Consider the following 19896-nt stretch of genomic DNA (forward strand, 5'->3'; position numbering starts at 1 on the left):
CTACGCGCTCCGGAATTTGGCGCGCCAGGGAGAGTTCAGCGCCGTGACGGCCGCCAGCAAGACCGCTTTGCAATCAGCAACGATCGAAGACCTGCTCGACCGCGAGCAGGCGCGGTTCCTCGACACGCATCCGCGCTCGGCGGCGGCCTGGGAAGAGGGCAAGACGCATTTCCTCTATGGCGGGCCGTCGCACTGGATGCGTCGCTGGGCCGGCGGTTTCCCGGTCTATGCCGCCTCGGCCCGTGGCGCGCATATCACCGACATCGACGCCCACGACTATGTCGACTTCGCGCTTGGCGACACCGGCGGCATGTGCGGCCATGCGCCCGAAGCGGTGACGCGCGCGGCAATCCACCAATTGCAGAACGGCACGACGATGATGCTGCCCACCGAGGACAGCCTCTGGGTCGGCGCCGAGCTCACACGCCGTTTCGGCCTGCCTTACTGGACGCTGACAACCTCGGCCACCGACGCCAACCGCGGCGCCATCCGCATCGCGCGCATGATCACCGGGCGCCCGAAAGTGCTGGTCTTCTCCGGCTGCTATCATGGCGGCGTCGAGGAGGCGCATGTCGAGATCCGTGACGGCAAGATCGGCATGCGCAACATGATCCATCCGAACGGCGTCGATCATTCAGCCGTCTCCAGGGTGGTCGAGTTCAATGACGTCGCGGCGCTCGAAGAAGCGCTGTCGCATGGCGACGTCGCCTGCGTGCTGACCGAGCCGCTGATGACCAATTTCGGCATGATCCCGGTCGCCGAGGGTTTTCACACCGCACTGCGCGAGATGACGCGCCGCACCGGCACGGTGCTGATCATCGACGAGACGCACACCATCTCCAGCGGGCCTGGCGGCTACACCGCGCTGCATGGGCTGGAGCCGGACATGCTGGTGGCCGGCAAGGCGATCGCCGGCGGCATTCCGGCCGGCATCTTCGGCGTCTCGCGGGAGATTGCCGAGCGGCTTTGGAAGATCGTGCCGATGGTCAACCCGCGCGTGCGCCAGTCGGCGCATCTCGGCATCGGCGGTACGCTGGCCGGCAACGCGCTCACCGTCGCCACCATGCGCGCGGTGCTGGAAGAAGTGCTCACGCCGGCCAATTTCGAGCGGATGATCGCCAACGCCACGCGCCTTGCCGAAGCCGCGAGCAAAATCATCGCCGGGAACAAATTGCCCTGGCACGTGACGCAGACCGGCGCCCGCGCCGAGATCATGTTCATGCCGAACCCGCCGCGCAGCGGTGCCGACGTCATCGCCGGCCGGCGCGGCGACCTCGAGACGCTGCTGCATGCCTTCTACATGAACGAAGGCATACTGGTGACGCCCTTCCACACCATGTTCCTGATGTGCCCGGCGACGTCGCCGGCCGATATCGACCGCCATACGGAAGTCTTCGGCCGTTTCGTCGATCTCGTCCGTGGCGCGGGCGGCGTCTGAGCGATGGCGACCCCGTTCGATCTCACGGGCAGGGTGGCGCTGGTGACCGGCGGCGGGCGCGGCATCGGTGCCGCCATCGTCACGCGCTTTGCCGAGGCCGGCGCTTCGGTGATCATTGCCAACCGAACGCTCGATGTCGCCGAGGCGCTTGCCGCGGAGCTCTCCGCGCGCGGCCTGTCCGCACGCGCCGTTGCGCTTCCCGGGCTCGACCGCGCCGCGCTTCACACACTTGTCGGCAATGTCGCGCGCGAGGCCGGCCGGCTCGACATCGTCGTCCACAATGCCGGCGGCTGCCCCTGGGCCTCGGTCGAGGAGCTCGATGAGGACAAGCTGGAAGAGGCGCTGGCTATCAACCTGAAAGCCTGTTTCTGGCTGGCGCAGGCGGCGGCGCCCGCAATGCGCATCAACCGTTTCGGCCGCATCCTGGTCACCTCGTCGGTTTCGGCGCGCGTCGCCATGGCCGGCGGCGCGCACTATTCGGCCGCCAAGGCCGGCGTCAACGCCTTCATCCGTGGCGCCGCCTTCGAATTCGCGCGCGACGGCATCACCGTCAACGGCGTCGAGCCGGGCTTTATCGCCAAGCCCGGCCGCGGCACGATGAGCAAGCCGGAGGTGGCGAACCGCCTAGGCCAATTCATTCCCATGGGCCGTCTCGGCGAGGCGGACGACATCGCCTACGCGATGCTCTACCTCGCTTCGAGCCAAGCGAAATACACCACGGGCCAGACCATCGTCGTCGACGGCGGCTCGACCCTGCCGGAGACCGGCTACGCCGTAGAGCGGCATTGGGGGCTGGCATGAGCCGGCGCCTCGAAGGCCGCACGGCCCTGGTTACCGGCGCCGCCACCGGCATGGGTCGCGCCACCGCCGAGCTGTTCGGGCGAGAGGGCGCCAGGGTCGTCGCCTTCGGGCATGGCGGCGAGGTGCTGGAGGAGGCGGCCGAGGCCAGCGGCGGCACCGCCGTGCGCGGCGACATCACCGATGCCAACGATATCGCTCAGGCCATCGATGCCTGCGACGGACGTCTCGACATCGTCGTCAATGCCGCCGGCGTCATGATCCTCGACGAGCCTGAGACGCTGAGCGACGAGACCTGGACCAAGAGCTTTGCCGTCAACGTCACCGGCTCGATGATGGTCTGCCGCGCCGCGCTGCCGCTGCTCAAGGCGCGCGGCGGCGCGATCGTCAACATCGCCTCGGTCGGAGCCTTCAACGCCAGCGGCCAGAACGCCGCCTATTCGGCGAGCAAGGCGGCGCTCGTCTCCTACACCCGCTCGCTCGCGTTCGCGCACGGCGTCGACGGCATCCGCGCCAATGCGGTGGCGCCCGGCTGGGTGCGCACGCCGATGAGCGTCTACGAGATGAAGGTGGCAGCAAGCGCCAACGGCTCGACTCCCGACGAGGAGTTCAAGGCGCTGACCAACCGCATCGCCCTGCGCCGCGTCGCCGAGCCGCAAGAGATCGCCTCCTGCTGCCTGTTCCTTGCGTCGGACGAAGCGTCCTTCGTCACCGGCGCGGTGCTGGTCGCGGATGGCGGCGGCCGCGCCCCGACACAGAACAGGGCGGTGTGACGTGAATTGAAACTTGCCCGCTCGCCAGCATGAGGGTGCGGCTAGCGGAGAGGAGGAGAGAGGATGCCTGACAGAAGCGCCGACCTGGTTTTCACCAATGGCCGCGTCTACACGCTCGACCGCAAGCGGCCCTGGGCCTCGGCCGTTGCCGTCAAGGGCGGCCGCATCGTCGCGGTCGGCGAGGGCGCTGACGTCGCCGCGCTGATGGGCTCTGCCACCCGCGTCGTCGACCTCAAGGGCGCGATGATGATGCCTGGCATCGTCGACGTGCACGCGCATCTGATGATGGGCGGCCAGGCCGAGCTTTTCGAACTGCGCTTCCCGCCGACGGGGAGCCTCGAGACGCTGATCGCGCGCGTCGGCGAGGCGGCGGCCAAGGCGCCGGAAGGCTCCTGGATCATCGGCGGACAATGGGGCAGCGATCTGTTGCCGAAGCTCAACAGACTGGAGGCGCTGGCGGCGTTCGACCGGGTGAGTCAGGGCCGGCCGGTGATGCTGCGCGACGACACCTATCACAACCGCTGGGTCAACTCGCAAGCGCTTGGCTTGGCTGGCCTTTCCGCGTCGTCGCCCGATCCGGAGAAGGGCTCCATCGGCCGCGATCCGGCGACCGGCGCGCTGACCGGCATGATGATCGAATCCGCCGCCGGCATCGTCGAGCGCACCATCGCGCAGTCCGGCCACTACACCGAGGAAATGGACCGCGCCGCGATGGCGCGCTCGATCGCGACGCTCAACTCCTACGGCGTCACCGCATTCCTCGACGCCGCCGCCATGCAGCCGATCCTCGCGGCGCTGAAAGGCCTCGACGATCGCGGCGAGCTGACCGCCTGGTCGGTGTCGGCTATGCCGGCCGTCGAGCCCTCCTTCATGTTCGGCATTGCCGGCGATGAGCTGATCGCACTGCGCGAGCAATATCGCGGCGCCCATGCAAAGCCCGATTTCGTCAAGATCTTCCTCGACGGTGTGCCGGGCGCGCGCACCGCCGCCTTCCACGAGCCCTACACCAAGGACCCGGTGCTGGGCTGCTGCTTCCGCGGCTCGACCATCGTCACCGTGCCGGAGCTGATCCGCTGGATCGGCAAATGCGAGAAGCTCGGGCTTGGCGTAAAAATCCACTGCGCCGGCGATGCCGCGGTCAGCCAGGCGTTGGACGCGATCGACGTCGCGCGCTCCTTCAATGGGCCGACCAAGCTGAAGCACCACATCGCGCATGCAAGCTACATCGCGCCGCACGATATCGCCCGCTTCGCCGAGCTCGGCGTCGTCGCCGACCTTTCGCCTTTCCTGTGGTATCCGACCAGCTTCCTCGAAGGCCACAAGCAGACCATGGGCGAGGCGCGGGCACTGCGCTTCTGGCCGAACAAGGACCTGCTTGCCGCCGGCGCGCTGCTGGCCGGCGGTTCCGACTGGCCGGTGATGCCTAACCCCGATCCGTGGGACGGCATCGAAGGCCTGGTGACGCGCCGCAACCCGAGCGGCGAATTTCCGGGCGCGTCGCTTTGGCCGGAGCAGGCGATCGATATCGCTACCGCGCTCGAAATCTTCACCATCAATTCGGCCCGCGCCATCGGTCTCGCCGAGACCGTCGGCTCGATCGAGATCGGCAAATCGGCCGATCTCATCGTGCTCGACCGCAACGTGCTGGAGACGCCGGCCGAGGACCTCGCCGACACAAAAGTGCTGACGACCTGGTTCGAGGGGAGGGTGGTCTATGAGCGCGCCTGATCCCTCAAGCGACGCGAGGATACCGGTGACAATCCTCACCGGCTTCCTCGGCAGCGGCAAGACGACGGTGCTCAACCGCCTGCTGCGCCAGCCCTCGCTTGCCGGCGCCGCCGTCATCGTCAACGAGTTCGGCGCCGTCGGGCTCGACCATGTGCTGATCGAGGCCAGCGAGGAGCAGTTCACGCTGCTCGACAATGGCTGCGTCTGCTGCACGGTGCGCGGCGATCTCGTCGCCACGCTGAAGGAGCTCGACCGCAGGAGCCGGGCCGGCGAAACGCCACCGCTCAGCCAAGTGATCATCGAGACCACCGGTCTTGCCGACCCGGCGCCGATCCTGCACACGCTGATGGCCGAAGCTGAGCTCACGGCTCGCTTTCGCATCGGTAGTGTCGTCACCACCGTCGATGCGGTGAATGGCGCGGCGACGCTTCACCGTCATCCGGAAGCCGCCAAGCAAGTCGCCGTCGCCGACCGGCTGCTGATCACCAAGACCGATCTCGTCTCGAACGAGGCACTCGGCGGCTTGCAGCACCGGCTGGAGCATTTGGCACCGGCCGTCGAGCAAACCGTTGCCCGCAACGGCGAAGTCGAACTCGATCTGCTGAAGAGCCTGTCCGCCGATGCTGCGGCGGATGTGAACCGCATCGCCGCGCGGCTCGAAGCGGCTGATCACCACGACCATGAATGCGGACCTGATTGCCACCATGGTCACAATCATCATCGCGACACACACCACGGCATCCGGTCCTTCAGCTTCATCATCGACAAGCCAGTCGAGTGGGCCGCTTTCGCCCGCTGGCTGGACTATGTCGCGGCGCTGAAGGGCGAGGATCTGCTGCGCTTCAAGGGCATCGTGCGCACCACGGACGAGCCGGAGCAGCCACTGGTGCTCCACGGCGTGCAGCACGTCTTTCATCCGCCGGCGCGGCTCGACCGCTGGCCGTCGCACGACCGCCGCACCCGGCTGGTGTTCATCGTCCGCGACATCGAGCGCGAGACCATCGCCCTCACGCTGGTGAAATTCGCCGCCATCGACGCCGCCAGCATTGCCGCGCCGGCGCTGGCTGCCGCCTGAAAACAAATAACGCATGACAAAAATGGGAGACTGAAAACATGGATTGGAAATCGAGACTGCTCGCAGCGGCATTTGCCGGCATCGGCCTTGCCGCCATGGCCGGCACGGCGTCCGCCGCCGGCCCAACCTGCAAGGATGGCGCCATCAAGGTCGGCGCCGTGTCGACCGTCACCGGCCCGGCTGATTTCTCCGAAGTGCCGAAGGCGACCCAGGCCGCCTTCGATGCGGTCAACGCCGCTGGCGGCATCAATGGCTGCAAGATCGACTACACCATCGCCGACGACAAGGCAGACCCGGCGGTCGCCGCGCAAGCCGCGCGCGACCTGATCGACAACAAGGAGGCGGTAGCGCTGGTCGGTTCGGCCAGCCTCCTCGACTGCGCGGTCAACTCCGCCACCTACAGCCGCAAGAAGATCCTTTCGCTGCAGGGTCTCGGCGTCGACGCCGCCTGCTTCTCCTCGCCCAATGTCGCGCCCGTCAATGTCGGCCCTTACACGCTGTCGACGGCGATGGCCTACTACGCCACCAACGAATTGAAGACGAAGAAGCTCTGCGCCTTCTTCATCATCATCGGCGGCACCCAGGAGGCCTACAAGAAGGCGATCGAGAACTGGGAACAGATCAGCGGCCAGAAGATCCACCTGATCGATCTGACGCTGCCCTTCCAGGGCGATCTGACGCCTTATGTCATCAAGGCGCGCGACGCCGGCTGCGACGCTGTGCTGACCAACCAGGTCGAGCCGCAGGTGGTGCAGCTGATCAAGACCGTCGATGCCCAGAAGATCACCGGCATCAACTGGCTCTTCCTGGCGCCCGGCTATACCGAGCAGGTCGCCAAGGCGCTGGCCGACACCAAGCAGCCGATCTATGTCGGCACCGAGTGGGAGCCTTACACGGAGAAGAACTCGGCCGCCAACGCGCAATGGATTGCCGACATGCAGAAGGCGAACCGGCCGCTCACCGCCTTCTCGCAGGGCGGCTATCTCGCCGCGGAGCTGTTCCTCAAGGTGGTCGCTTCGATCGACGGCGAGGTCACGCGCGAAAGCGTTGCCAAGGCGCTGCACGACATGCAGCCGCTCACCAACCCGCTCGCCGGCTCGCCTTACGTCTTCGGCACCGCCAAGACGCATTCGCCGATGCAGGCCACCAAGGTGATGAAGCTCGAGGCCGGCGCCTGGAAGGTCGAGACGCCGGACTGGCTCGTGCTGCCGCAGGCCAAGTGATGGTCGCTTGAACCGGACGGCGCGGCTGGCCGCGCCGTCCTCCGGATCGGGATACGAGATGAACGCATTGCTCACATCCGCCGTGGCGGGACTGACGGCCGGGGGCACCTATGCCCTGCTCGGCGTCTGCGCCGTCTTCACCTACCGGCTCGTCGCCGCGGTGAATTTCACCGGGGCCGCGATCGGCAGCGCTGGCACCTTCGTGCTGATCGCGTTCTTCGAGGCCGGCTTCCCGATCTGGCCCTCGGTGCTGGCGGGGATTGCGGCGGGCACGGCGACCGGCGTCGCAATCGGCTACATCATGACGCGGTGGTTCGGCGAAGCGAGCGCTTCGACCAAGGCGGCGGTGACGGTGGCGCTGCTCGTCGGGCTGATCGCCGTCGGGCTGCGGCTCACTGGCGGCCAGCATCCGCACAACATGCCCGAGTTGTTCCCAGGCTCGGCCTTCCGTCTCGCCGGCGTAGAGGTGACCATCGCCTCGGTGCTCACCATCGGGCTCGCGGTGCTGTTCACCATCCTTTCTGACCTCTTCCTCAACCGGACAAAGGTCGGCCTCAATCTGCGCGCGCTGGCCGACCGGCCGATGGCGGCCGAATTGCTCGGCGTGCGGGTGCAGATCCTGTCGCTGCTGGTATGGGGCATGACGGGCGCCTTCACCACTTTCGCGCTGATGATCATCGCGCCGCAGCGCTCGCCGAACTTCATGACGCTTAGCCTGCTTGTCGTGCCGGCGCTCGCCGCGGCACTCATCGGCGTCTTCCGCAGCTTCTGGTGGACGCTGGCCGGCGGCATTGCGCTCGGCATCGTCGAAGGGCTGGCGAGCTCCATCGACAGCATCAGCCAGTATCGCAGCGCCATTCCCTTCCTGGTGGTGCTTGCCGTTCTTCTCTGGTCGCAGCGGGAGGCCCGTTGGGATGAAGCGCGCTAGTTTTCGGGCCTCATTGACCCTCATCGTCGTGGCGCTTATCGCCGGCGGCGTCGCCTATGCCGGCCTCCTGCCGTCTTATTGGGTGTTCCTTGCAACCTCGGTCCTGATCACTGGCGTCGCGCTGCAGAGCCTCGGCCTCGTCGCCGGCCGCACCGGCATGATCGCGCTCTGTCAGATGTCCTTCGCCGGCGTCGGCGCCTGGACGGTTGGCTATCTCAACCTCGCCGAAGCGCCAGGTGGCCTCGCCACATGGATCCTGGTCGGTGGCCTCGCGGCCGTGCCGTTCGGCGTTGCCATCGGCCTGCCGGCGCTGAGGCTGCGCGGCATCAACCTCGCCATCGTCACGCTCTCCTTCGCCACCGCCTTCGACACCATCCTGGCCACCATGACCTATCCCGGCCAGACCGACTTCCTGCAGGTGCCACGGCCGGAACTGTTCGACAGCGACGAGGGCTATTTCGTCTTCGTGCTGCTGTTCTATGTGGCGATCGCGGTTTCGCTCGAATTCATCAGCCGCGCGCGGCTCGGCGCGTCCTGGCTGGCGGTGCGTCACTCGGAGCGCGCCGCCGCCGCGCATGGCGTCCGCATCGCCACCGCCAAGCTCACGGCTTTCGCGCTCAGCGCCTTCGTCGCCGGCATTTCCGGCGGTCTGCTCGCTGGCTATCTCGGCACGCTGGTCGCCGAGAATTTCAGCATGATGCAGTCGCTCTCGCTCTACGCGGTGTCGGTGATGGCCGGCGCGCATTTCGCCGAGGGTGCGATCATCGGCGGCCTGCTCGTCGTCATGTTCCCGGAAATCCTGCGCCGGCTGGACTGGCCGCAGGACATCGGCAATGTGCTGTTTGCCATCGGCGCAACCCAGGCGCTGTCGACCGGCGAGACGATGAGCGAGACCTTCCGGCGCCAGTTCCGCAAACTGCTGCCGGCGCGCGCGCCGAAAGCCGCTGCCGCGTCCGCCTCCGACCTGCCGGCAGCAGTCGAGCGTGCCGCCGGCCCGGTCCTCACCATCGAGGGATTGACGGTTCGCTATGGCAGCGTGGTCGCGCTGAACAATGTCAGCCTGAGCGTTGCCGCCGGTACGGTTGCCGGCTTGATCGGCCCCAATGGCGCCGGCAAATCGACCTTCATTGATGCCGTCGCCGGCTTCCTATCGTCCTATCAGGGGAGCGTGCGGCTGGGCGGCAAGCCGCTCGAAGACGTGCCGGCGCATCTGCGCGCCCGAGAAGGCGTGCGCCGCACCTGGCAGACCAACCGCATCGCGCCGGAGCTGACCGTCGGCGGCTACCTGGCGCTGGCGGCCAAGGGCCTGTCGGTGATCGAGACCAAAGCTGTGCTCGACTGGCTCGACTGTCCGCATCCCGACACGCTGGTGGCTTCGGTCGATGCCGGCACAAGGCGGCTGCTCGACGTCGCGGGCGTCGTCGCTGCCCGCCCGGCCGTCGTGCTTCTCGACGAACCGGCTGCCGGCCAGTCGCATGAGGAGACGCTGCGGCTTGGCCGGCGCATCGCCGAGATCCCGAAGCTGTTCGGATCGGCGGTGCTTCTGGTCGAGCACGACATGGACCTGGTGCGGGCGGTTTGCTCGGAGGTCACCGTGCTCGATTTTGGCCAGGTCATCGCCTCAGGCCCGCCGGCCAAGGTGCTCAGCGAGCGGGCGGTGAAGAAAGCCTATCTCGGCATTGAGGAAGAGAGCGTGGCGGCATGAGCAGGCTCGTCGTTTCCAACCTGTCGATCAACCGCGCCGAGTTGCCGGTCGTCACGTCTGTCGACCTCGTCGCCGAGAGCGGCGCGATCAGCGTCGTGCTCGGGGCCAATGGCGCCGGCAAGACGACGCTGCTCGAAGGTCTGTCGGGCATCATCCCGGTTGCCGGAGGCGGCATCGCCATCGATGGCCGCGAGCTGCAGAAGACGCGTCCAGGCGCCCGCTCGCGTGAAGGGCTTGCCCATGTCGAGCAGGGCCGCACCGTCTTCCGCCCGCTGACGACCGAAGAGAATTTGCGGGTCAGCCTGCATCCCGGCGCCGACATAGCGGAAGCCTATGCGCTGTTTCCCGAGCTGGTCCATCGCCGCACGGTGAAGGCGAGCCTGCTTTCCGGCGGCGAGCAGCAGATGCTGGTGATCGCGCGGGCACTTCTCACCCTCCCGAAGGTGCTGCTGATCGACGAAATGTCCGCCGGTCTCGCCCCGGTCATCGTCACGCGGCTGATGACGGCCGTGCGCAAGCTCGCCGATGACGGCCTGGCCGTCGTCCTCGTCGAGCAGTTCGCGACGCTTGCGCTGTCGATCGGCAACCGCGCCTATGTCATGCGCCGCGGCCGCGTCGTCTATGACGGCGATTGCGCGAAGCTGCGCCAATCGCCCGAAGAACTGCACCGGCTTTATCTCGGAGAGGCGGAGATGGCTGCCACATCCTGATCCTGCTCAGGACGAATTCTCGCCGATCACGTCGAAGCGCTCGACCGTGCAATGTTCACCGACTACGGCCAGCACTTCGGTCGAAGGCCTTTCCGCGTCGGGCTGCTTCCATTGCACCTTGAAAGAAAATACGAAGCGTTGGTGGTCGACGTCATGTTCCATGCCCACGAAGCGGGCATCGTAGCCAAGCGGCCGCACAATGTCCGGGAGATCGGGCGGCGAGCTTTTCGGCCATGAGACCGACAGGATCGCCTTGTGGTTGCGCGCGATCTTGAGGTCGACCCATTTCAGCGCCTGCAGCGTCACCAGCGTCAGTACCGTCGCGATCGCGCCGAGGCCGTACTGGCCGCCGCCGAAGGCAAGGCCGATCATGGTCATGATCCACATCGTCGCGGCTGTGGTGACGCCGGTGACCAGATCGCCACGCCGCAGGATGGCGCCGCCGCCGATGAAGCCGACACCGGTGAGCACGCCCAGCGCAAAGCGCATGACGTCCATGCGCACGAAGGAATCCGGCCCTTTGCCGGAAACATCGAGCAGCATGTTGGCCTGGACCATGGCCACGCAGGCCGCCAAGCCGACCAAAATGGTTGTCCTCAGCCCGGCGGAATGCCCGCGCGCCTCGCGATTCAAGCCTATGAGAAAGCCTGCCAGCAGCGTGACCAAGAGCCGCCCGACGAGGTCCGGCCAGGTCGGATGAAGCGGCATGTCGCAGCAAAGCGTCTCGAACATGGTTTCGACACGGCGGTGAACGGTCGCCGCGCCTCAGTTTCGTCTGCGACGTTCAACCGGCGGAGCCGGTGATGGTTCCTTGGCGCAAGCCGGGCTTTTCGCGGGCGCCAACCCTCAACGCGCGGCGAGACTGACCACCAGCGCCAGCACCACGATACCGACCAGCCCTGCGATGAAGATGATGCGTTGCGCGCGCGTATGCAGGATGATCTCGCCCTGCCGGGCATTCTGGCCGGAGAAAACCGGCCCTTCGTCGTCGCGATCCTTGCTCATGACGTGCTCCTTCCCTTCGATGGGTGCGGAAGGTCTCTGAGCAGGAACCACTTTGTTGGCTTGAAGTTCCGCCCCGCTTCGGCGGGGTACATGCCCGCGACCGGGATCGAACCGGTCGCGGGGATTGATCGGCTCAGCCGAATTTCGGATCCAGGCTGCCCGACTTGTAGCGCTTGGCCATGTCCGCCAGCGGGATCGGCTTGATCTTCGGCGCGTTGCCGGCGGTGCCGAACTGCTCGAAACGCTCCTTGCAGAGCTTCTTCATCGCCGCCATGGCCGGCGTCAGATATTTGCGCGGATCGAACTCGCTGGGGTTCTCGGTCAGCACCTTGCGGATGGCACCGGTCAGCGCCATGCGGTTGTCGGTGTCGATGTTGATCTTGCGCACGCCATGCTTGATGCCGCGCTGGATCTCTTCCACCGGCACGCCCCAGGTCGGCTTCATCTGGCCGCCATATTTGTTGATGATCTCCTGCAGATCCTCCGGCACCGAGGACGAGCCATGCATGACCAGATGCATGTTGGGCAGGCGGCGGTGGATCTCCTCGATCACGTTCATCGCCAGCACCGCGCCGTCCGGCTTGCGTGAGAATTTATAGGCGCCGTGGCTGGTGCCCATGGCCACCGCCAGCGCGTCGACATGCGTGTCGCGCACGAATTGCTCGGCCTGCATCGGATCCGTCAGAAGCTGATCGTGGCTGATCGCGCCTTCGACGCCGTGTCCGTCCTCCTGCTCGCCGCCGCCGCTCTCCAGCGAGCCGAGCACGCCGATCTCGCCTTCCACCGACACGCCGCCCCAATGCGCCATGTCGACGACGCGCCGCGTGATGCCGGAATTATAGGCGTAGTCGGCCGGCGACTTGCCATCCTCCTTCAGCGAGCCGTCCATCATCACCGAGGTGAAGCCGTACTGGATCGCGGTGACGCAGGTGGCTTCGTTGTTGCCGTGGTCGAGATGCATGCAGACCGGGATGTCGGGATGGATCTCGACCAGCGCGTCGATCAGCTTGGCCAACACCACGTCATTGGCATAGGCGCGAGCGCCGCGGCTGGCCTGCAGGATGACCGGCGACTTGGTCTCCTCGGCCGCCTCCATGATGGCGAGGCCCTGTTCCATATTGTTCATGTTGAAGGCAGGCACGCCATAGCCATGTTCGGCGGCATGGTCGAGCAATTGTCTCAGTGTGATGCGAGCCAACGAATAGTCTCCCGTATCTGGTTCGAGCCCGTGTTTGAAAAGGCCGCCCGACGCCCGGGCGACCCGTTGCTTCTGGCCGGATTTCGGGGCTACCGCAACCTTTTGAAGCCTTTTCGGCCGCAATTCTTGTTGCAGGGCTGAAATCCGGCCTCGGTTGGGGCTTAGGCGGCGATCCGCGCACGCGCGGCGAGGATTTCGACGCAGGCCTTGGCCGCCTCCTTGCCCTTCACGGTGAAATGCTCGTGGAAGAAGCGGTGATGCTCGGCGCTGTCATGGTAGTTGTGGGGCGTCAGCACCGCCGACAGCACCGGCACGCCGGTCGCAAGCTGCACATTCATCATGCCGTCGATGACGGCGCTTGCCACGAAATCGTGGCGATAGATGCCGCCATTGACGACGAAGGCGGTACCGAGGATCGCGGCATAGCGCCCCGTCTCGGCAAGCGTCTTGGCGTGCAGCGGAATCTCGTAGGCGCCCGGCACGTCGAAGATGTCGACGGTGAAGCCGCCGAGCGCGGCAAGCTCCGCCTCGAAAGCTTGCACGCATTGATCGACGATGCCGGCATGCCATCGCGCGCGAATGACGGCGACACGACGAGCAGTATGGTCTTTGAGGAAATGCTGATTCATGGGTCCATCCTTCCGTTTCGAACCAGAATCAGGACGCACGACGCAAAATGCGGCCCGCGCGAGCGGACCGTCTTCTGCGTACGTTCTCTTCCATCCGGACTGTAACCGTCGGCTCCGGAATCGCACCGGATCTGCTGACCCTTCCGATAAGGCTGGAAGGCGCTCGCGGGCTTGAGCGATCGAAATCGCCCTTACCGCCGGTGGGGACTTTCACCCCGCCCTGAGAACATTAACGCGGGTTTTATGGAAGAGGAGGGCAACAGTGTCAATTGGCGATGACATCGCGGTCGTCATTCTAGGGCGGAGCAAGGAGCGAAAGCGACGCGCGCAGACCCTAGAATCCATGCCGTGACGCTAACGTGTTGCAACGGCTACAGAATTCTGCACCACTCGCTCGATGACGGAGGTCATGGCATGGATTCTCGGGTCAAGCCCGAGAATGGCGACGTGCTGGGGGAGATCAGCTGACTACCCCCGTTCCGGAAACATCGCCTTCAACCCCTCGCGCGAGGCCTTGGCCACGCCGCGCTCGGTGATCAGACCGGTCACCAATCTTGCCGGCGTCACGTCGAAGGCGGGGTTCGCCGCCGGTGTCGCATCCGGTGAGACCCGCACCTGCGCGATCTTGCCATCCGCCGTCTTGCCCCAGACCAGGGAAACCTCGTCTCCCGACCGCTCCTCGATCGGGATTTCGGCAAGCCCGTCGGCCACCGTCCAGTCGATGGTGGGCGAGGGCAGCGCGACGTAGAAGGGCACGTCATTGTCGGCGGCGGCCAAAGCCTTGAGATAGGTGCCGATCTTGTTGCAAACGTCGCCATTGGCGGTGGTGCGGTCGGTGCCGACGATCACCATGTCGATGTCGCCATGCTGCATCAGATGGCCGCCTGCATTGTCGACGATCAGCGTGTGCGGCACGCCGTGCCCGGCCATCTCCCAGGCGGTGAGCTGGGCGCCCTGGTTGCGCGGCCTGGTCTCGTCGACATAGACATGCACCGGGATGCCGGCCTCGGTCGCCAGATAGATAGGCGCCGTGGCGGTGCCGTAATCGACCGTCGCCAGCCAGCCGGCATTGCAATGGGTAAGGATGTTGACGGTCTCGCCCGGCTTCTTGCGCGCGGCGATCTGCCTGATGATGGCAAGCCCGTTCTCGCCGATGGCGCGGTTCAGCCCGACATCCTCATCGGCGATCTCCGCGGCGCGCTGGTAAGCGGCTTCCGCGCGCTCCGCGGGTGCAATCGGCTTGAGATGCCGTCGCATCTCGTCCAGCGCCCAGCGCAGGTTGATCGCCGTCGGCCGCGTCTTGTGCAACGTCTCCCATACGGCGTCGAGCGCTTCGTCCGACGGATCGTCTTTCATCTGTATGGCGACGCCATAGGCGGCGGTGACGCCGATCAGCGGCGCGCCGCGCACCCACATGTCGCGGATCGCGGTGGCGATGCCGGCAACCGTTCCGATCGTCTCGATGCGGAACTCATGCGGCAGCCAGCGCTGGTCGATGATCTCGACCGACCGCTTGTCGTCGCTCAGCCAGATGGTGCGGTAATGGCGTTCGCCGACGTTCAAATTCTCTTCTCCTGTTCGATCAGCGCGGCCAGATTGTTGACCTCGTCGATGCTGTGGATCTGGCGCCGGTTGACGGCGATATGGCGGCCGAAGCGCAAAGCCTTGGCCTCACATGTGGCGCGCAGGTCTTGATCGGCAATGGTCTCGAAATCGGCATTGTGGGCGAGGCCGAGGATGCGCCGGTGCACCTCGATGCCGGCGAAGCCGAGCAGGTCGTCCCAGATGGAATGCAGCATATGGTCGAGCGCCTGTTCCGAGCCGAGCAGGTCGCCCTGATCCTCGAACAGGCTCTTCTGGTAGAGCATGCCGGTGCGCTCGGCGCGCCAGAGCTGTGCGAACTCGGCACGGAACACTGCCCAGGTCTCGGCGGTGACGCCGAGCAGATAGGCGCGCATCGATGCGCGGCTGCCTTTCTGCTCATGGCCGCCCTGCGAGAAGAAGGCCATCCAGAAATTGGCGAGCAGCATGCCGACGTCGAAGGCGATCGGGCCGTAGAAGGCGAACTCCGGATCGATCATCCGGGTCTCTGTGTCTGTGACCATGATCGAGCCGGAATGCAGGTCGCCATGCAGCAGCGTCTCGGCATTGGCGGCAAAGAGATGCTTCAGCCGCTGCGCCTCGACCTTGAGGTCGCGGTCGGCGCGCAATTCGGCCACCAGGCCGTCGAGCTGCGGCGAGGTGTGCCGGTTCATCTTGGCGTCGAAATAGGGGTCGGAGAACACCAGGTTCTCGGTGATGTCGCACAGCTCGACATTGTCGGCGAACAGCGCCAGATCGGCCTTGCGGTCCTTGGTCGGCATGTGCAGGTCGGAACCGCGAAACAGCGTGCGGGCCATGAACAGGCCGATGTCGCGCGCGATGTTGGGCAGTTCGCGGCCGTCGATCAGCGCGCGCCGCAGGATGATGTGCGGCGGCGCCAGATACTCCATGACGATCAGCGCTTGTGCCTCGTCGAAATGATAGATCGCCGGCACCGAGCCGGGCGCCCGGCGCTCCTGCCTGGTCAGCGCATGGTATTCGAAGAAGGAGCGTTTCAAGGGCAGCGGCCAGCTGTCGCCGACCAGCCGCACATAGGGCAGCGCCTGTTTGACCACCGCGGCGCCTTGGTCGCCCTCGACGATGAACACCAGGTTGAGATTGCCGTCGCCGACCTCCTGTACCTTCCAGTGGCTGGCGTCCTTGCCGATGCGCTCGGTCAGCGCCGTGGTTTCGCCAAGGCGTTTCGGCAGCGTTTCCACCGACAATGCTTCGAACTTCCCGGTCATGCTCTCCCTCCTGCGCGTGGTTTCCGACGATAGCGGAGCCACGGCGGCGGGGCCAAGCTAGGAAGCGCTCTGGCAAATGTCAATCGTGTTGACAATTGCCGAATGAGCCCATAGCGTCACCATCCGGGAGGAACGGATGGGCGCAGATGCCGTGTTCCATGTGGAGGGCCTGAGGAAATCCTTTGGCCAGAACGAGGTGCTTGGCGGCATCTCGCTCGACCTCTTTGCGGGCGAGGTGACCGTGCTGATGGGCGCCAACGGCGCAGGCAAATCCACCCTGGTCAAGATCGTCAGCGGCGTCTATGCGCGCGGCGCAGGCTCGATGCAACTCGCCGGCAAGGCCTTCGATCCGCAGACCCCAGCCGAAGCGATCCGCGCCGGCGTCGTCACCGTGCACCAGAACATCAACGACGGCGTGGTCGCCGACCTCGATGTCGCCACCAACCTGACGCTCGACCGGCTGAGCGGCAAAGGCGCGTCGTTGCTTTTCAAGCCTGCCAATGTCCGGGCCGAAGCCAGGGCTGTCGCCGACCGCATGGGGCTCGCCATCGACCTCAAGGCGCGCGTCAGCGACTTGTCGTTGGCCGACCGCCAGATGGTGGCCATCGCCCGCGCCATGGCGCACCGGCCCAAGGTCCTGATCCTCGACGAGCCGACCTCGTCGCTGTCGAGCGCCGAGGCCGACCGGCTGTTTTCGCTGATCGACAGGCTGCGCGGGCAGGGCGTCGCCATCCTCTATATCTCGCACCGCATGTCCGACATAAGGCGGCTCGCCGACCGCATCGTGTCGATGCGCGACGGCGTCGTCTCCGGCGTCTTCGACAAGAAGCCGCTCGACTATGAGGGCGCGGTCAACGCCATGCTTGGCCGCAGGATCCATCTCGACCGGGTGGTGGCGAGAAGCTCGGCTCGAGCCGTCTTCACCGCCGAAGGGCTGCAACTGGCGCAAGGGTCGAGGCCGATCTCGATGACGCTCGGCGCCGGCGAGGTGGTGGCGATCACCGGCCTGGTCGGCGTCGGCAAGACGGCTTTGGCGGAGACGCTGTTCGGCGTGCGCCGGCCGCTCGCCGGCACCATGCATATGGACGGCAAGCCCTATGCGCCGGGCGCGGCGCGCGAGGCGATCGCCGCCGGCGTCTTCCTGGTCGCCAAGGACCGCGTTGCGAGCGGCATCGTCGGCGGCTTCAACATCGAGCGCAACATCAGCCTGCCGTTCCTCAAGCGCATGTCGGGCCTCGGCGTGATGAAAAAGCGCGCCGAGCGCGTCGTTGCCCGCCGCCAGATCGACGAACTTGGCATCGTCTGCCGCTCGGAGAAGGACGAGCTGTCGGCGCTTTCCGGCGGCAACCAGCAGAAGGTCATGGTGGCGCGCTGGATGTCGCAGGCCTCGCGGCTCTTCATCCTCGACGAGCCTTTCCAGGGCGTCGACATTTCGGCGCGCCGCGACATCGCGGGGAAGCTTCGAGCCAGCGCCGACGGCCGCGCGACGCTGATCTTCGTCACCGAGATCGACGAGGCGCTGGAGACCGCCGACCGCATCCTGGTGATGTCGGAACACACGATCGTCGGCGAGCACCGGAACGCCGATATCGACCTCGACCGGCTGCTGGCGGAAGTGGCCGGCGGACCGCTCCACAGTGCGGCATGAGGTCGAGGGATTTGCATGGAGTGGAGTTGGAATGAGCTTTTGTCGGATAGCCGCGCGGCGGGGCACTGAGTGATGTTGCGCGACTACGCCATCCGCTACGGCTTCATCGTCCTGTTGGTAGGGTTGATCGCCTATTTCGCGGTCGCCGCCGATGGTTTTGCTTCGCCGCAAAGCGCCGTCTTCATCTTCCAATCGGTGGCCATCACCGGCGTGCTGGCGCTCGGCGTCACCGCGACGCTGGTCGTCGGCGGCTTCGACCTGTCGATCGGCTCCGTCGCCACCAGCGCCATGATGGCGGCTTCCTACGCCATGGTCGTGCTGGAGCAGAACGCGGTCGTCGCCGTCATCGCCTGCCTTGTCATCGGCGTCATCGTCGGCCTGATCAATGGCTGGCTGATCGTCTATATGCGCGTGCCCGACCTTCTGGCCACGCTCGGCATGATGTTCCTGCTGCTCGGCCTGCAGCGCATCCCGACGGAAGGCCGCTCGATCGCCACCGGCATGACCATGCCCGACGGCTCGGTCGCCAACGGCAAGTTCTCGGAAGCCTTCCTCGCGCTCGGCCGCCACCGCATCGACTTCTTCATCCCGAACCTGATCCCGGTTTCGGTGGTGGTGCTCGTCGTGCTCGCGGTGCTGATCTGGTTCTTCCTCGAATACACGCGCTTCGGCCGCATGATGTATGCCGTCGGCAGCAACGAGCGGGCGGCCGAGCTCGCCGGCGCGCCTGTCAAGGCATACAAAATCTGGGCCTATGTGATTTCGGGAGTTTTTGCCTCGATCGGCGGGATTTTGCTCGCCGCCCGACTTGGACGCGGCGACATCGCTTCGGGTAATAATCTCTTGCTCGACGCTGTCGCCGCGGCGCTCATCGGCTACGCGGTGCTCGGCGCCGCCAAGCCCAACGCCTTCGGTACGGCCGTCGGCGCGGTGTTCGTCGGCGTCTTGCTGCAAGGCCTGACGATGATGAACGCCCCCTACTACACGCAGGATTTCGTCAAGGGCGCGGTGCTTGTCGTCGCCCTTGTCTTCACCTTCGCCCTTTCCGGCAGGGGCAAGAGATAGTTTCGACCGGGGCATTGAGACAAAACGGAGGAAAACGAAGTGAGCATGACAAGAAGACTTTTGGGGAAGGCCGCACTTGGCCTTGCCGGCGCGGCGCTGCTGATGCAGGGCACGGCATTGGCGGCGGACAAGCCGGCGCCGTTCGACAAGCCCGGCGTCAAGATCGCGCTGGTGCGCTATCTGTCGACCGGTGACTTCTTCCAGGCCTATCTGTCGGGCGTCGAGGCGCAGGCCAAGGCGCTCGGCGTCGATCTGCGCGTGCTGGACAGCCGCCAGGATGCGGCGCTCCAGGCCGACATGGTCGACCAGGCGATCGCGCTCGACGTGCAGGGCATCATCATCCAGCACGGCCTGACGGAATCGATGAAGGACGCCGCCCAGCGCGCGGTCGATGCCGGCATCAAGGTCGTCGCCTTCGACGTCAATGTCGAGAATCCGAAGATTCCGCAGATCGAGCAGTCGGACAAGGATCTCGCCAAGCTCGCGCTCGAGCAGGCGGTGAAGGACAATGGCGAGAGCTGGAAGGCCGGCTATGTCTATGTCGCCGGCATCGCGCCGCTCGACCGCCGCAACGAGACCTGGGTGGACGTGAAGAAGAAATATTCGGGCATCAGCGAGGTCGCCCAGTTCGGCACGCTCGACAACCCGATCGCCAACTCGGTCGCCAACCAGGCGCGCTCGGTGCTGCAGGCCCATCCCGACATCAAGGTGATGTTCGCGCCCTATGACGAGTTCGCCAAGGGCGTGAAGATCGCCGTCGACGAGGCCGGCCTGAACAAGGGCATCAAGATCTATTCGGCCGACATCTCGACCTCGGATATCGCCGCGATGCGCGAGCCGGACAGCGCCTGGGCGGCCACCGCCGCCACCAACCCGGCCGTCGTCGGCCAGGTCTCGGTGCGCGCGCTGGCGCAGCTTCTCGCCGGCGAGGATCCCGGCCACAACGTCATCGTGCCGCCGACGCTGATCACCCAGAAGGAGCTGATCGACAAGGACATCAAGAACATGGAAGACCTGTCGGCCAAGCTGCCGCAGTTCGCCCATGCCGATGTCGCGATGCCCGCCTGGATGCCGAACCCGAACGCCAAGTAAGGTCCGGGCAGCCGGAAAACGAAGAGAGCGGTCCAACGGGCCGCTCTCTTTTG

General features: G+C 65.9%; 18 protein-coding genes and 1 riboswitch. Of the genes, 12 read left to right on the top strand and 6 right to left on the bottom strand.

The genetic code is table 11. The features are described 5' to 3' along the window. Positions 1 to 43 precede the first annotated feature (43 nt). The 9 genes from FJ424_RS24565 to FJ424_RS24605 all read left to right on the top strand — a co-directional run bounded on the left by FJ424_RS24565 (position 44) and on the right by FJ424_RS24605 (position 10378). Positions 44 to 1438: a transaminase gene (locus tag FJ424_RS24565; protein ID WP_246677344.1), complete on the top strand. Its 1395-nt coding sequence runs from the start codon at positions 44 to 46 to the stop codon at positions 1436 to 1438. A 3-nt stretch (positions 1439 to 1441) separates the two neighbouring features. Further along, complete coding sequence (locus FJ424_RS24570) at positions 1442 to 2239, top strand: SDR family oxidoreductase (protein WP_140657315.1); 798 nt, start codon at positions 1442 to 1444, stop codon at positions 2237 to 2239. Beyond that, entirely contained in the window at positions 2236 to 3009 is a 774-nt protein-coding gene (locus FJ424_RS24575; RefSeq protein WP_140657313.1) for an SDR family oxidoreductase, read from the top strand. The genes FJ424_RS24570 and FJ424_RS24575 overlap by 4 nt, the downstream gene beginning before the upstream one ends. Before the next feature lie 63 nt (positions 3010 to 3072). Then, positions 3073 to 4737, top strand: a complete 1665-nt coding sequence (locus FJ424_RS24580; RefSeq protein ID WP_140657311.1) for an amidohydrolase — start codon at positions 3073 to 3075, stop codon at positions 4735 to 4737. Further along, on the top strand, positions 4724 to 5812 hold the full coding sequence (locus tag FJ424_RS24585; protein ID WP_140657309.1) for a GTP-binding protein: 1089 nt from the start codon (positions 4724 to 4726) through the stop codon (positions 5810 to 5812). Before FJ424_RS24580 ends, FJ424_RS24585 begins: the two co-directional genes overlap by 14 nt. A gap of 38 nt (positions 5813 to 5850) precedes the next feature. Continuing rightward, entirely contained in the window at positions 5851 to 7035 is a 1185-nt protein-coding gene (locus FJ424_RS24590; protein WP_140657307.1) for an ABC transporter substrate-binding protein, read from the top strand. 58 nt (positions 7036 to 7093) lie between these two features. Next, positions 7094 to 7963 (top strand): branched-chain amino acid ABC transporter permease, encoded by an 870-nt coding sequence (locus tag FJ424_RS24595; RefSeq protein ID WP_140657305.1) that lies wholly within the window; start codon positions 7094 to 7096, stop codon positions 7961 to 7963. After that, the gene (locus FJ424_RS24600; protein ID WP_140657303.1) at positions 7950 to 9668 is read left to right on the top strand and encodes an ATP-binding cassette domain-containing protein; all 1719 of its coding nucleotides are present in this window, start codon (positions 7950 to 7952) and stop codon (positions 9666 to 9668) included. Before FJ424_RS24595 ends, FJ424_RS24600 begins: the two co-directional genes overlap by 14 nt. Beyond that, positions 9665 to 10378, top strand: a complete 714-nt coding sequence (locus FJ424_RS24605) for an ABC transporter ATP-binding protein (protein WP_140657301.1) — start codon at positions 9665 to 9667, stop codon at positions 10376 to 10378. Before FJ424_RS24600 ends, FJ424_RS24605 begins: the two co-directional genes overlap by 4 nt. A 6-nt stretch (positions 10379 to 10384) precedes the next feature. Here the strand turns inward: FJ424_RS24605 and FJ424_RS24610 are convergent, their stop codons facing one another. The 6 genes from FJ424_RS24610 to mtnK all read right to left on the bottom strand — a co-directional run bounded on the left by FJ424_RS24610 (position 10385) and on the right by mtnK (position 16038). Continuing rightward, a complete protein-coding gene (locus FJ424_RS24610) occupies positions 10385 to 11110 on the bottom strand; it encodes an MgtC/SapB family protein (protein WP_140646861.1) in 726 nt (241 codons plus the stop codon). A 114-nt stretch (positions 11111 to 11224) separates the two neighbouring features. Beyond that, positions 11225 to 11383, bottom strand: coding sequence for a peptide ABC transporter permease (locus FJ424_RS24615; RefSeq protein WP_140657299.1), 159 nt, complete (start codon positions 11381 to 11383; stop codon positions 11225 to 11227). A 133-nt stretch (positions 11384 to 11516) separates the two neighbouring features. After that, the gene (gene fba / locus FJ424_RS24620; RefSeq protein ID WP_140646859.1) at positions 11517 to 12581 is read right to left on the bottom strand and encodes a class II fructose-bisphosphate aldolase; all 1065 of its coding nucleotides are present in this window, start codon (positions 12579 to 12581) and stop codon (positions 11517 to 11519) included. A 161-nt stretch (positions 12582 to 12742) separates the two neighbouring features. Continuing rightward, on the bottom strand, positions 12743 to 13210 hold the full coding sequence (locus FJ424_RS24625; protein WP_140657297.1) for a 6,7-dimethyl-8-ribityllumazine synthase: 468 nt from the start codon (positions 13208 to 13210) through the stop codon (positions 12743 to 12745). Between the two features lie 78 nt (positions 13211 to 13288). Next, positions 13289 to 13442, bottom strand: a riboswitch (FMN riboswitch). A 236-nt stretch (positions 13443 to 13678) separates the two neighbouring features. Continuing rightward, the gene (gene mtnA, locus FJ424_RS24630; protein ID WP_140657295.1) at positions 13679 to 14773 is read right to left on the bottom strand and encodes an S-methyl-5-thioribose-1-phosphate isomerase; all 1095 of its coding nucleotides are present in this window, start codon (positions 14771 to 14773) and stop codon (positions 13679 to 13681) included. Further along, complete coding sequence (gene mtnK, locus FJ424_RS24635; protein WP_140657293.1) at positions 14770 to 16038, bottom strand: S-methyl-5-thioribose kinase; 1269 nt, start codon at positions 16036 to 16038, stop codon at positions 14770 to 14772. The genes mtnA and mtnK overlap by 4 nt, the downstream gene beginning before the upstream one ends. A gap of 136 nt (positions 16039 to 16174) precedes the next feature. On the opposite strand from mtnK, the gene FJ424_RS24640 reads away from it, so the two are divergent. From FJ424_RS24640 to FJ424_RS24650, 3 genes are all read left to right on the top strand, one after another. Further along, complete coding sequence (locus tag FJ424_RS24640) at positions 16175 to 17686, top strand: sugar ABC transporter ATP-binding protein (RefSeq protein ID WP_140657291.1); 1512 nt, start codon at positions 16175 to 16177, stop codon at positions 17684 to 17686. A 69-nt stretch (positions 17687 to 17755) separates the two neighbouring features. After that, positions 17756 to 18751 (top strand): ABC transporter permease, encoded by a 996-nt coding sequence (locus FJ424_RS24645; RefSeq protein WP_140657289.1) that lies wholly within the window; start codon positions 17756 to 17758, stop codon positions 18749 to 18751. Between the two features lie 39 nt (positions 18752 to 18790). Further along, positions 18791 to 19843 carry a substrate-binding domain-containing protein gene (locus FJ424_RS24650; protein WP_140657287.1) on the top strand — a complete coding sequence of 351 codons (1053 nt, stop codon included), beginning with the start codon at positions 18791 to 18793 and terminating at the stop codon, positions 19841 to 19843. Positions 19844 to 19896 lie beyond the last annotated feature (53 nt).

Source organism: Mesorhizobium sp. B3-1-8 (assembly GCF_006439495.1).
Taxonomy (GTDB): Bacteria; Pseudomonadota; Alphaproteobacteria; order Rhizobiales; family Rhizobiaceae; genus Mesorhizobium.